Consider the following 12,234-nt stretch of genomic DNA (forward strand, 5'->3'; position numbering starts at 1 on the left):
CGGCGCCCCCGTCGACACGTCCACGTCCACGTCCACGGTCTCGGGCCGCGGACGGGACGCGACCGCCCGTCTGCTCACCCCGTCGAGCGTGCCGGTCGGCCGTGCCGCGCGAGTGGTTCGGACTCGCGTTGCTGATGAGCAGCATCGGCCGGGGACGGCGGCCTCAGACCGGGGAGGCGTACGGTCGCGTGCAACCGATCGTTGGAGGTCGTGATGCGGCTCGTCCGCGCTCTGGTCCTTTCCGTCGCGGCTCTCGCCCTGGTAGCCGGATGCTCCTCTTCGCCGGGAGCCGTCTCGAGTTCCTCGCCCCCGTCCGGGGCCGATTCGTTGAGCTTCTCCTCGACGACGCTCGACGGTGCGCCGTTCGACGGGAAGAGTCTCGCGGGGAAGCCGGTCGTGATGTGGTTCTGGGCGCCCTGGTGCCCGACCTGCAATGCCGAGGCCCCTGGGGTCGCCAGGATCGCGGCGCAGCATCCGGGCGTGACCTTCATTGGCGTCGCCGCGCTCGACCAGGTGCCCGCGATGAAGGCTTTCCAGGCCAGGTACGGGCTGAACTTCACCCAGCTAGCCGACACCGACACCTCGGTCTGGCGCCACTTCGGGGTCACTCAACAACCCGCGTACGCCTTCATCGCTCCGAGCGGCGCGGTGCAGGTCGTCAAGAACGGGCTCTCCGAAGAAGACCTCACGCAGCGCCTGAGCAACCTCACCTGAGGCCTGGACCGGTGGATCCCTCCCTGCTCGGGTTCGCCACGGCGGCCGGGCTGGTCGCGGCGCTCAATCCCTGCGGTTTCGCGATGCTGCCCGGGTACCTCGCGCTAGTGCTCGTCGGCGAGGACCGGAGCACCAGCCCGAACGAACGCCCTCGTGGCACGGTGGTCGGCCGGGCGCTAGCCGCGACGGCGCTCATGGCGCTCGGATTCCTGCTCGTGTTCGGTGTGTTCGGCCTGGTGGTGGCGCCGGTCGCGGCCTCGCTGCAGCAGTACCTCCCCTTCGCCACCGTGGTGATCGGGGTAGTGATGGTGCTGCTCGGGCTCTGGCTGCTCTCCGGGCGCGAACTCGCGAGCTCGTTGCCCAGGCCCACCCGCGGCGCCCCCACCGGCGGGCTGGGCTCGATGACCGGTTACGGCGTCGCTTACGCGCTGGCGTCCCTGTCGTGCACGGTCGGCCCTTTCCTCGCGGTCACCAGCGCGAGCTTCGGCTCAGGCTCGTTGGTCGGCGGGATAGCTGCCTATCTCGCGTACGGCGTCGGGATGACGGTGGTCGTCGGGGTCCTGGCGGTGGCGGTGGCACTGGCCGGAGCGGGCGCGGCGACCTGGTTCCGCCGGGTGCTCCCCTATGTGAACCGGCTCTCGGGGGTGCTGCTCGTGGCCGTAGGGCTCTACGTCGGCTACTACGGCGTGTACGAGTTGCGGCTCTTCCTCGGTGGCGGCAGCGCCGACGACCCGGTGGTCGGATTCGTCGTGGGAATGCAGGAGGTCGTGTCGGGATGGATCGACGGGCTGGGGCTCTGGCCTGTCGCAGCGGTACTCGCCGTGCTCGTCGCCGTCGGGGTCCTGGTGGGTCGCCGCCGACGAATGGCAGTCGGCTCGAGGCGGCGCGACTGAGGGACGGAGTTCCTGGGCCATGGCGGAGACCACGACGGAGCCGGGGCTCTCCCGAAGGCACGCCCGATCACCCGTGTGACCGACCTGCCCGGTCCTTCTCTAAGCGACTGCTCCACCGCTCGTGTTCTGCGAGTCGCCGGAACTCTCCGCAGGCGTTGCCGCTGCGGCAGTTCGGGCGGGACGAGCGGCGAGGAGATCGCGGGCCGCGCGGCGCGGGTCGGCGGCACGCAGCTCGGCCAGAGGTGCGCGTAGTTCCTCGAGCGGCTCACGCAGCTGCTGGAGTTCCGGGGTGTTCAGCTGGTCCTTCGCGCTGTCCATCCAGCTCTTCGCCTGGGTCATCGCGGCGCTCACGGCTCGGATGGCCCCGGGTAGGCGCTCGGGCCCGAGCACGAACAGGGCGACGAGCCCGAGGACGACCAGCTCGCCGCCACTCATTCCGAACATCGGTTCTCCTTCGGACGGTGTGCGGTCAGGGGAGTTCGGAGGCCCGGACCGGCTCAGGGGTGGTCAGCGCCGCGCGTGCGGCGGAGCGGGCGAGCCGACGGTCGTGGACCCGGCAGACCTGGATCGCGATCTCGACGAGCACGCAGAGCGTGAGCGCGAGCGCCGACATGGAGATCGGGTCGCCGCCCGGCGTCGCGATCCCGGCGAAGGCGAAGAGGCCGACGATGATCCCGCGGCGCCAGTGGGCGAGGCGCGCGTAGGAGAGCACCGACACCCGGTTGAGCGCCACGACGACGAGTGGAGTGAGGAAGCTCGCCCCGAACACGACGACGAGTGAGAGCACGAGGGAGAAGTAGGCGTCTCCGCCCAGGGCGGTGACCTGGACCTCGGAGCCGACGGTGAGGAGGAAGTTCAGAGCCTCGGCCACCACCAGGTAGGCCAGTACGGCACCCAGGACGAACAACAGGCTGCCGGTGCCAATGAACCAGCGGGCGGTCCGCCGCTCGACGGGCCGGAGCCCCGGGACGACGAAGCCCCAGAGCTGGGTGAGCCAGATCGGCGCGGCGACCACTGCGCCGGCCGTCGCGGCGACCTTGAGTCGCAGCAGGAACTGGTCGAAGGGACCGATCGCGAGCAGGCGGCAGCCCTGCCCGCCGGGACCCAGGTCGAGCCGGGCGCCGACGGGCAACGAGCAGTACGGGCCGGTGAGCAGCGCCCCAAGGCTGGGAACCACGCCCACCGCGTGGTCGTACCACCAGAAGCCGACGATCGTGCCGAGAGCGATCGCGAGCAACGCGACCGCGAGCCGACGCCGAAGCTCGAACACGTGCTCCGCGAGGCTCATGGTGCTCGACCGGTCACGCCGGCGCGGCCGCCACCACCGGGACGGGGGCCCCTCGGCTCGAGGGAGGTCCCGGTCCACGGTGTCGGTCACGATGTCAGGCCGCCGGCTCGTTCGCGGGGCGACCGGACGTGGACGCCGGGGCCGATGCGGCCGTCGGGCCCGATGCGACCGCGGGTGTCTCGTCTACCCGCTTCTCCTGCGCACGCTCCTCGGCAAGCGCGGTGGTCTCGGCCTTGAAGATGCGCATGGACTGGCCGAGTCCGCGCGCGGCCGCCGGCAGGCGCTGTGCGCCGAACAGCAGCAGGACCACGAGGAGGATCAGCAGCCAGTGGGTGGGGCTCAGTGCTCCGGTCACGCGAATGTCCTCTCCACGGGCGAGCGGCGCTCGCCGGACGGGCCCGGCGCCCGCGGCCCCGGGACGGGGTCACGGGCACCGGTGGGGGTGGGCGACTCAGCCGTTGGCGGCGCTCTCGCGGATCTCGCCGTTGGTGCCATTCGGGAAGAAGCCACCGGAGGTGGCCTTCTTCGGCGTCAGATAGACGACGTTGAGGACCTGACCGGCGGAGCGGCTGAACGCGATGCTGTTCTTGTCCGCCGGCACGATGTTCGCCTTGCCGTCGGGGTTGACCACGCCCTGGTCGAGGTCCGAGGACCCGTCGAGGCTGTCGCGGGCATCGGAGATCTTGTTGGCGGCCTTCTCGAGGTCGATGCCCTTCGCGACGATCGAGGTGCGGATGTTCGCGGCGTGGTAGGCCTCGACGGCGAGGATGCCGGCGGCGGCCTCGAGGTAGGTCTTGTTCGACACCAGAGGAGCGGCACCCTTGTAAGCCGTGACGCCCACGTCCTCGAACACGAACGCCGCGAGCAGGAAGTTCTCCTCGCTGGCGTAGGCGTCGAACGGCTTGGCGTCGGTGGCGAGCCCCGCCGCCTTCGCGGCGGCCTGGAACGCCGCGTCGATGTCGATCGCCGGACGAGCGACCGCCGCCCCGCCGAGCGCGGTGCGCAGGAACTCGACATGGTGACGCTCGTCGAAGGTGATCTCGCAGGCGTAGTCCCGGATCGCCTTGGTCTTGAAGTCGACCTTGCGGCCACCCTTGACCGGACCGCGGTCGCCCTTGCCGCCAGTCAGGTTGTCGGGCAGCCCCTCGCCCAGGTAGGCGCGCGAGTAGAACTCGGCCTCGAGGTACTCGAGGTTGAGAGCGAAGTTGAGGATGGCCGCGTCGCTGGGCCCCCCGCCGCTGCCCTGGTCATCGTTGGCGAAGGCTCCGCTGGCGCCGAGCACGCCGGCGCCGGCGACACCCAGGCCCGCCACGCCCGCGGCAGCAAAGAACTTCCGACGGTCGAGCCCGTTCTCGGCACTGCGACTGATCGCCTGCGTCACGAACTTGTTTCCGAACACGCGCATGTCCCTCTCGCCAAGGAGGACGACGAAGGCCACTTCCCCCGGCCCACCCCGTCCACGGAACTGCTGTCGGCGACCACAACCGACGCAGGTGCCTTGGAGAAACGCGTCGATTTCGCTCGTCAGGACGAACGGTTGCGCCCAACTGCCGAGCGGTGCCCTTCGTTTCAGGCCGCGTGCCGGTTCGTCGATTCCCCGATCTCTCGGCGCAGACGCGCAATCGGGGCCTCGGAGGGAGCCGTGTCAGCGTCGTCGAAGTGCACCACTGGCGACGCGGACCTCGGGCGCCGGCGGCGTCGGACGAGCGACCATCCTACGGCGATCGCGACGAGGATTCCGGAGGTCGGAAGCGGCGCGCCGATGAGCGGCACGGCCAACGCTGCTCCCGCTGCCATCGACACGAGCAGCCCCAACCACAGCGGCAGCCGCGCCAAGGCCGCCGCCCGAGGGGCGCGATGGCGACCGCCGCGAACGGGCGATCGGCCGACGGATGACAGGGCCACGAGCAGACCAACGACCGCCGTCATCGATGGACACGGTCACCGACCCCGACCCCGACCAAGATTATTATTTCCACACCGCAGGCGACCGGTTCAGACGTCCCCCGATCCACCTCACCGGCAACCTCACCGCTGACCCCGAGCGGCCGCGCCGCCACCCGCTCCATTATCGCGGCCGACTCTCGCTCGCGCACCGAGGCCGACGAGTGGGTCGACGACGAGCCCAGCTTCCACCCGCTGAGCGCTTTGGAGAGCGGGGCGAGCATGTCGCCGAGTCCCTGACCAAAGGTGCTCGCGTGGTGGTCCCGGGGACAATCACGGCCAGGTCTTGGACGCCGGACGCCGGACGCCGGACGCCGGCCGCGGGCGGGCGTTCGGGGGAAGACCTTGACTCGTCCCGAGGACCGCCGAGACCGTCGCGGCGAGCCTGTAGTGGGTGACCGTGTCCGTCACGAAGGGGGAGCGGCCGGCCGGTGGTTCGAGGCGTCGGTGGCGAGCAGGAAGCATCGCTTTGATCAACACGCATCGGGTCGGCCCACTGTCGCCTGAGCGAAGACGGCCAGCGGTCGTGAGCCTGTTAGGAGTCAGTCACTCTAGGAACGATGATCTTCGACGGCGAACTCGAGAAAGAGTTTCCGGTCCCTCAAGCGACCAGCGATCACGTCGCAAACTATGAGGCAAACCGCTGACCAGCAAGTATGGTGCGCCGTCAGGGACTCGAACCCCGAACCCAGTGGACAGGATTCACGTCGGCTGTGGTGAACCACCATCGGCATCCGTGCTGCTCAGCGACATGATCGGGTTGTAGCGATCTTGTGCTGTGGGTGCCCGTCGGCCGCCGTGGTGTGACGTAAGCGGTACCCAAAGCGGTAAGGGCCGTGACGGTCTGGACCTATTGCGATACTCATAGTGGCGGTAGCTGGCTGGTAGCGGCGAAGAACAAGTTGGCCACCGTGACGGGTACGAAGATCACTGCCCACCAGCGAGCGGCCTTGATGCAAGCCCCGCGGAGCCAGTCGTCCCTGCCCTGGAAGATGCCTGCGTAGGAGGCGGCCCAGCCGAGCACGAACGCCAGGGTGGCGAGCCACTGAAGGATCGCCTGTGGCTGACCGTCAAGAAGCACGGCGATGATGGTGAGTACTAGACCTACCGCAGCGAACGAGCACGAGCACCGGGTCGCCAGGACAACCGATGCGAGCTTGTCGGAGACGCTCACCGGCCCGTGGCTCCCAGAGCTCGCGTCGTCATCGTCGGCGCGGCTGGATAGGCGAGCCTTCCTCGCGTTCTCCACGGTGGAGCGGACCCAGTCGGGAACTAGGGTCGCGACGTCGACGGGTCGTCGAACGTAGCCGTTCTGGTACAGAAGGGCCCGTCCACGTGGCCTCAGGCGGAAGAAGCCGACGCCGCTTAGCTCTATGTCTACTATTTTGTTGGACCGGGTGAGGGTCTGTCAGCGGCGGACGTCCGTTCTGACAGTGTGACCGTAGGAGTAACAGTTCGGTTGTGGAAGCCGCAGCGACGCCACTCGCCGGTCACGATCTTGCGGCACGGTCCGCCTCTCTGCGTGCGGGGATATGCGCACCGGACGGGCCAAACGCATCCGCGAAAGACCCACACCGAGACTGTGAGCACACTCAGGTACACGGGCAAGAGGATGCCGATCCATCAAGGCCACGGAATCGGCGAGACGCTGTCCAAGAGTTCCGACAGCCATTGAAGCGTAGCTGGCAGGAGCGAGAGGTAGTCCTTCATGTCTCGCGGCGGCGCGTCGCCCAGTCTATGTGCATCTAATGGGATCTACAGGGAGCAGGAGATCAACAGAGCTCAGACGCAGAACGACATGTAGGTGATTCGATGTCCAGGTTGACCCAATCACTCAGCTGGGCGTTGCATAACCTTGGGCTCCGATCGCGCAAGGCTCCATATGTGCGACATATGCCGCGTGGCGGCTCACACTCCCAGGCCGGCCACCGCGTCAGGATCGCGCCCTGTCGGGTTCGACGAGCCCGGCGGCCGTGTAGAACGACTCGATCTGCTGCTGGTCGTACCCGAGTTCGGTGAGCACCTCGACGTTGTGTTCGCCCTGCAACGCGGGCACCTGCTCGCCCAGCGGCTCCTCGTGCCTGCTGAAGTGCCACGGCATCCCGGGGATCGTGATCGTGCCGGCAGCACGGTCGGACACCGTGCGCGTGACGCCCCACTCATCGGCCCACTCGGACGCGGCGAACTCGTCGATGCCGCGGACGATGCCCGTCGCGATCTTGGCCTCGTCGAACTGGGCGTCGAGCGCGCCCATCGTGTCGAACGTGCCGATCCAGGTCTGGACGATGGCGTGCAGGGCCGCGAAGTTGGCCTCGCGCAGCTCCGCGGCGAGGAAGCGCGGGTCGTCCGCCAGGTCCGGGCGGCGCATCGCCCGGCAGTAGAACGGGAACGTCAGCGACCCGACGAGGCTCATCGGCACGACGAACGGGTCGCCCTCCGGGCTGGTGAAGAACGGCGCATCGGTCGCGCCCAGGACCGGACGTTCCGCGCCGAGCTCCACCTCACCGAGGTCGACGTGCACGCGTTCGTTGATCGACGTCATCACCGCGGCCATCGCGACGTCGACGTACTGGCCCTGCCCCGTGGCCGCGCGGTGCTGCAACGCGGCGAGTACGGCGATGGTGGCGTGCAGCCCAGAGTAGACGTCGGCGTGCGAGAGCGCGTCGGTCCGTCGCGCGCCGCCCTCGGCCTGGAAGTGCGTGAGGGTGGTGCGGGTGAAGCCGACCTCGGCCTGCACCGTCGGTGCGTAGGCCATCCGGCCCGCCCAGTTCCCGCGCTGGCCGTAGCCACTGACCGAGACGTAGACGATGTCGGGCTTGACCGCCGCGACGGACTCGTAGTCGAGCCCGAAGGAACCGAGCGCGCCCGGCCGGAAGTTCTCGACGATCACGTCGGCGGTCTCGCAGAGCCGCATGACGACCTCCCGCATCTCCGGGACGTTGAGGTCGACACTGATGTCGCGTTTGCCCGCGTTCTGCTGGGCGTAGTAGCCGGCGACGGCGCCCTGCATCGGGAACGCCCTGCGCGACAGGTCACCACCCGGCGGCTCGACCTTGATCACCTCGGCACCGAGGTCGATCAGGTGCTTGCCGCAGTGCGGGCCGGCGAGCACGCGCGAGAAGTCGACGACGCGCAGGCCGCTGAGGGGAAGAGGCATCGTCAGCCTACCGCCCCTCGAAGCGAGCGGCGCCGGGGCCGTTCTGCGCCAGCGACTGCAGACCGACCTGGAGGTCGTTCGACGTCCAGATGTCCTTCTGCAGCTCGGCCATCCGGGCGTCGGTCGCGCGAGGGCCGTGGCCCGCCGCGTAGGAGACGAGCGCCTTCGTCGACGCGTGCGCGACGGTCGGGCCGTGCGCGAGCTCCTGCCCGAGGGCCAGGCTGACCGCCTCGAGGCTGTCGTCGGACACGACCCGGTTGATGATGTTCCAACGCTCCAGCGTCGCCGGGTCGTAGCGGCGGGCCAGCAGCGCCATCTCCTTGGCCCGGGCCGACCCGGCGCGCTCGGTGATCCGTTGCACGGCGCCCATCAGCGGGTTCATCCCGATCGTCGCCTCGACGCACCCGATCTTCGCCGACTGCGCCGCGACGATCAGGTCGCACGCCAGTGCCAGCTCGAACCCGCCGCCGACGCACACGCCGTGCACGCTCGCGACGACCGGGACCGGGAGCTCGTCGAACATCCGCAGTACCTCGACGAGGTCGACGTCGGGAGCCTCGCCACGGTCGGCACTGCTGAAGAGGCCGAGGTCGGCCCCCGCGCAGAAGTTGCGCAGGCCGCTGCGCAGGACGATCGCGCGGGCGTCTTCGGCGACGGCCCACTCCACCGCGGCCAGGACCCCGTCGATGAGGTCGGACCCGAGGAAGTTGTGGGGTCTGCTCTGCATGGTCAGCACGGCCAACGTGCCGTCCATCCGTCGCGCGACGTGCAGGTCCTCGGCGTGTCCTGCCGGACCGGCCGGTGTTCCACCACCGGCCGGCCGACCGACTACGTCGTCGGAGGTCTGCGGGACTGCCTGGGCCACGATGCGCTCCTCGACGTCGGAGGGTGGGCGCGGACGTCGTCGGTCGCGCACGGCTGCGGCCGGTGCCGACGCCGGACCTGCGTCCGCGCTGCGGGACCGGAGGATCGACGTCCGGTGAAGAGACCTAATCGACGTCCGGTGAAGAGACCTAGAGGTGAGTCAGGTACCAGTCGAGGGCTGCGCTGCTGGACGCCTCGAAGCCCGGGCCGTAGGCGTCGTAGTGCCCGCCCGGCAGGATCGTGATCTTCTTCGGTTCGCGGGCTTCCTCGTAGGCCCGCAGCGCGAAGATCGTCGGGGCCACGACGTCGTTCTGGGCCGGCATCAGCAGCATTGGCGTGGGCGCGATCCTGGCGATGTAGTCGATGGGGTTGTACTCGGTCATCATCTCGAGACTGCGGACGGTGACTTCGTTCTTCCAGTTGGGGGCCCGGTTCTTGCTGGTCTCGGTGAACCAGGTCCAGGAGTCGGCGCTGGGAAGCGCGGCCGGGTCCATGGGGTTCGCGGCGACGACCGGGACGGTCGCGGGCTCCTTCCCCTCGAAGCGGTTGGCCCGGTCGGTGTCGAAGAGGGTCTGGTAGCCGTCGATGAAGTCGGCCCGGACGAGAGCCCGGTAGTTGTCGTAGCCGGAGATCAGCGACACCTGTGAGACGACCGCCTTGACGCGCCGGTCGATGGCGCCGACCACGAGGACGTGCCCGCCGGAGTAGCTGCTGCCCCAGATCCCGATGCGCTGCGGATCGACGCCGTCGAGGGTGGACGCGTAGGTGATCGCGTGGCGGTAGTCGCGGATCTGCGCCCACGGGTCGATCTCCTGGCGAGGGGTTCCGTCGCTGTCGCCGAACCCCCGGTTGTCATAGACCAGGACGTTGATGCCGTGGGCGGAGAACACCTCGGCGTAGCGGTCGAGTTCCATCTCCTTGACTGCGGTGAAGCCGTGGGCCATCACGACCGTGGGCGCCTTGTCGGTCGTGCCGGAGGCCGGGAAGAACCACCCTCGGATGGTGGTGCCTTCGGCGTCGAACTCGATGTCCTGGTGGGGCATGGGGGCTTCTCCCGGGTGAGGATCTCTGCGGATGATGGCGTCGGCGGGTCGGACGTCTGCGGCGGGCGTCGACGAGGTCAGCCGCAGCAACCGCACATGGTCGGGCGGCGGGCCGTGGGCGGCGCACTGATCGGTGTCGGGGCGACGAGGGACGACGGCGTGCTCACGCTCTGCCGGGTCCGGCCGGCGTCCTGCGTGCGCGGGGTCGTCGACCGGGACGTGGTCGCGACGATCAGGTCGTGGTCGTCGACGTCCAGACTCAGCTCGACGGTCGAGTCGTCCAGGACACGCCAGTTCCCGAATTCCTGGCCGTCGCAGACGATGCGCACGCCCGCGGGGTCGGGCAGGTTCGTGATCCGCCACGTCGTCGGTGTGCGACGTGCCGACGGCGTCGCGGCGTAGGTGCTGACGTGCAGTTCGCCGACGTCGGTCAGGTTGTGCGCGGCGGAGACACCGAGCGTCGGGAAGTCGATGCCCTCGACGGTCGGTTCGGTGAACTTGGCGAGGTTCGGCTGGTTGAAGGGCTTCGACCAGCTACCGGGCGTGGCCAGCTCGCCGGCCATCAGCAGCGCGCTCTGTTGACCGCGGGGCCACTGCTCCCCCCAGCCGAAGTAGTAGCCGAACTGGCTGTCGTCCTCACCGAAGAACCGGGGCTCGAACTCGTTCTCCACGACCGCGGACAACCGGTCGAAGGTGGTCCAGTCGCCGAGCTCCTTGGAGATCAGGTAGCCGATGGACAGCCAACGAGGGTCGGGATGGAACTGGTGGAGACGGGCGCGCGGATCGCTCCAGCCCAGGCCCCGCATCGACAGCTCGTAGAGACGCGTCGCCCATTCGGGCTGCTGCGGGAGGACGTAGGGGAGGATGACGAGCGACATGTAGCCCGCGAGGCCCTCCGGCAGGGTGCACGCCTCCTGCTGGATGGGGTCGTAGTACATGGCGAACCACTCGAGGTCCCCGCGGCGGGTCAGGCCCATGTAGTGCTGTTGCGCGTACTCGCACCAGGCGTCGTAGGGGCTCTGCAGGTTGGTTCCGTGGGAGGCGTCGAACAGCTTCAGCCCGAGCCCAGTGGCGCTGACGCAGAAAGGCCAGATCTTGGTGTTCTCGCAGTGCGGACCCTCGGGCCGGTCCGCGAGCTGGGAACTGATGAAGTCGGCCACGTCCGGGTGCGTCCACGAGAACTGTCGGTCGCGGTAGCCTGTGACCTGGAACGGGGTGTCGAACGTGTCACGCCCGGAGATGTACCGGTAGACCGACAGGACGAGGTTGAGGAAACCTCGGACGAAGACGTTCCCGTCGGCGCCGATCGGGTCGGGATTCAGGCCCCAGGGAGCGAGGCCGTTGCCGACCCAGCCGGGCGAATTGTATCGACCTCGAAGGCGCTCGGGCAGATAGGTGAGCCATTCGGGCGGGTAGCGATCGACGTTGGGGTCGTCGCCGATGAGGGTGATGTTGTCGATCGACGACCAGAAGGACATGTGCCGTTGGCAGAGTTCGAGGGCCACGCGTTCGTAGACCTCCCGCCACGCCGGGGTGATGTCGGCGTACTGCAACAACGGATAGGTGTTCTCGCTCAGCTCGAAGCGGGGGAACGCACACATGGGGGCCGTGGAGTCGCGGTCCCACCACGGCAGTGGCTCACCCTGGCTCGACCAGTCGTCCGGGGTCGTCGTCTTCTCCCAGAGGAAGCGGAGCCATCCCCGGGCGCGATCGTTGAGAGCGGTGGTGCTCATCGGTGATTTCCTTCAGCCAGGAGGGAGCGGGTCGCCGGCAGTCGCACGCAGCTGCAGGAGTTTGGCCCGTGCCTCCCACGCGGCGGTCCACGTCGGGTCGAGCTCGTCGAGGGCAGGCTCGCGGGTGATCCGGGCCGACCACGGTGCGTGGCGTTCGGGTTCACGGACCTTGATCGGCGGGAGGTGCCTCTTGCGCGGGCGACGGGAGCTGCCGATGGGCAGAACGGTGCGGGTGAGGCCGTGGAACCACAGCAGCAGCACCGGGTTGCCGTCCAGCCGCGTGTCGCCGTAGTTCATCCCCGCGACGATGTGCGCGACGGTCCGGGTGGACACGAGAGCGCGGATTCCGTCCCAGGCGCGACCGAACCGGACCGAGGTGTCCGGACGGGCCGGGCTCATCGGCTCGATACTGATGGTGCGCGTCGCGGCGTGGAGGGCGAAGCGTCGGAGGACCCCGTCGTCGCTCGAGAACTCGAAGAGCACGTCCCTGGTGATCTGGGAGCGGAGCCTGGGACGGAATCGGCTCGCCACCGTGAGCAGGAGCCCGACGGTGACGAGGAGGACGTCGAACACCACCACGGTAACTCTGGTCGCGGCG

General features: G+C 69.0%; 13 protein-coding genes. 3 read left to right on the plus strand and 10 right to left on the minus strand.

The window, feature by feature from the left end:
- Positions 1-213 precede the first annotated feature (213 nt).
- Positions 214-714 (plus strand): protein disulfide oxidoreductase, encoded by a 501-nt coding sequence (locus BJ983_RS29460; protein WP_179798427.1) that lies wholly within the window; start codon positions 214-216, stop codon positions 712-714.
- Positions 715-725: 11 nt separating this feature from the next.
- Positions 726-1,607, plus strand: a complete 882-nt coding sequence (locus tag BJ983_RS29465) for a cytochrome c biogenesis protein CcdA (RefSeq protein ID WP_179797071.1) — start codon at positions 726-728, stop codon at positions 1,605-1,607.
- Positions 1,608-1,706: 99 nt separating this feature from the next.
- Here BJ983_RS29465 and BJ983_RS29470 read toward each other — a convergent pair whose 3' ends face one another.
- The 4 genes from BJ983_RS29470 to BJ983_RS29485 all read right to left on the minus strand — a co-directional run bounded on the left by BJ983_RS29470 (position 1,707) and on the right by BJ983_RS29485 (position 4,294).
- Positions 1,707-2,051 (minus strand): twin-arginine translocase TatA/TatE family subunit, encoded by a 345-nt coding sequence (locus BJ983_RS29470; RefSeq protein ID WP_179797072.1) that lies wholly within the window; start codon positions 2,049-2,051, stop codon positions 1,707-1,709.
- 25 nt (positions 2,052-2,076) lie between these two features.
- Positions 2,077-2,895, minus strand: coding sequence for a twin-arginine translocase subunit TatC (tatC, locus tag BJ983_RS29475; RefSeq protein ID WP_179797073.1), 819 nt, complete (start codon positions 2,893-2,895; stop codon positions 2,077-2,079).
- 94 nt (positions 2,896-2,989) lie between these two features.
- Positions 2,990-3,250: a Sec-independent protein translocase subunit TatA gene (gene tatA / locus BJ983_RS29480; protein WP_179797074.1), complete on the minus strand. Its 261-nt coding sequence runs from the start codon at positions 3,248-3,250 to the stop codon at positions 2,990-2,992.
- Positions 3,251-3,346: 96 nt separating this feature from the next.
- A complete protein-coding gene (locus BJ983_RS29485) occupies positions 3,347-4,294 on the minus strand; it encodes a ferritin-like domain-containing protein (protein ID WP_179798429.1) in 948 nt (315 codons plus the stop codon).
- Between the two features lie 532 nt (positions 4,295-4,826).
- Here BJ983_RS29485 and BJ983_RS32775 point away from each other — a divergent pair.
- Positions 4,827-5,237 carry a single-stranded DNA-binding protein gene (locus tag BJ983_RS32775; RefSeq protein ID WP_179797075.1) on the plus strand — a complete coding sequence of 137 codons (411 nt, stop codon included), beginning with the start codon at positions 4,827-4,829 and terminating at the stop codon, positions 5,235-5,237.
- 464 nt (positions 5,238-5,701) lie between these two features.
- On the opposite strand, the gene BJ983_RS29495 is transcribed toward BJ983_RS32775, so the two are convergent.
- From BJ983_RS29495 to BJ983_RS29520, 6 genes are all read right to left on the minus strand, one after another.
- A complete protein-coding gene (locus tag BJ983_RS29495; protein ID WP_179797076.1) occupies positions 5,702-6,013 on the minus strand; it encodes a hypothetical protein in 312 nt (103 codons plus the stop codon).
- Positions 6,014-6,772: 759 nt separating this feature from the next.
- Positions 6,773-7,996 carry a CaiB/BaiF CoA transferase family protein gene (locus BJ983_RS29500; RefSeq protein WP_179797077.1) on the minus strand — a complete coding sequence of 408 codons (1,224 nt, stop codon included), beginning with the start codon at positions 7,994-7,996 and terminating at the stop codon, positions 6,773-6,775.
- A 7-nt stretch (positions 7,997-8,003) separates the two neighbouring features.
- Positions 8,004-8,861 carry an enoyl-CoA hydratase/isomerase family protein gene (locus tag BJ983_RS29505; protein ID WP_343054419.1) on the minus strand — a complete coding sequence of 286 codons (858 nt, stop codon included), beginning with the start codon at positions 8,859-8,861 and terminating at the stop codon, positions 8,004-8,006.
- Between the two features lie 148 nt (positions 8,862-9,009).
- Entirely contained in the window at positions 9,010-9,903 is an 894-nt protein-coding gene (locus tag BJ983_RS29510; protein ID WP_179797078.1) for an alpha/beta hydrolase, read from the minus strand.
- Between the two features lie 77 nt (positions 9,904-9,980).
- Positions 9,981-11,636, minus strand: coding sequence for a linalool dehydratase/isomerase domain-containing protein (locus tag BJ983_RS29515; RefSeq protein ID WP_179797079.1), 1,656 nt, complete (start codon positions 11,634-11,636; stop codon positions 9,981-9,983).
- Between the two features lie 12 nt (positions 11,637-11,648).
- Positions 11,649-12,212: a hypothetical protein gene (locus BJ983_RS29520; RefSeq protein ID WP_179797080.1), complete on the minus strand. Its 564-nt coding sequence runs from the start codon at positions 12,210-12,212 to the stop codon at positions 11,649-11,651.
- Between the last annotated feature and the right edge of the window lie 22 nt (positions 12,213-12,234).

The sequence above is a fragment of the Actinomycetospora corticicola genome, assembly GCF_013409505.1.
Classification (GTDB): domain Bacteria; phylum Actinomycetota; class Actinomycetes; order Mycobacteriales; family Pseudonocardiaceae; genus Actinomycetospora; species Actinomycetospora corticicola.

Coding starts and splice junctions, on each gene's coding strand:
- BJ983_RS29460 (WP_179798427.1), top strand. CDS start 214: ATGCGGCTCGTCCGCGCTCTGGTCCTTTCCGTCGCGGCTCTCGCCCTG.
- tatC (WP_179797073.1), bottom strand. CDS start 2,895: ATGAGCCTCGCGGAGCACGTGTTCGAGCTTCGGCGTCGGCTCGCGGTC.
- BJ983_RS29500 (WP_179797077.1), bottom strand. CDS start 7,996: ATGCCTCTTCCCCTCAGCGGCCTGCGCGTCGTCGACTTCTCGCGCGTG.
- BJ983_RS29515 (WP_179797079.1), bottom strand. CDS start 11,636: ATGAGCACCACCGCTCTCAACGATCGCGCCCGGGGATGGCTCCGCTTC.
- BJ983_RS32775 (WP_179797075.1), top strand. CDS start 4,827: ATGGACACGGTCACCGACCCCGACCCCGACCAAGATTATTATTTCCAC.
- BJ983_RS29470 (WP_179797072.1), bottom strand. CDS start 2,051: ATGTTCGGAATGAGTGGCGGCGAGCTGGTCGTCCTCGGGCTCGTCGCC.
- BJ983_RS29510 (WP_179797078.1), bottom strand. CDS start 9,903: ATGCCCCACCAGGACATCGAGTTCGACGCCGAAGGCACCACCATCCGA.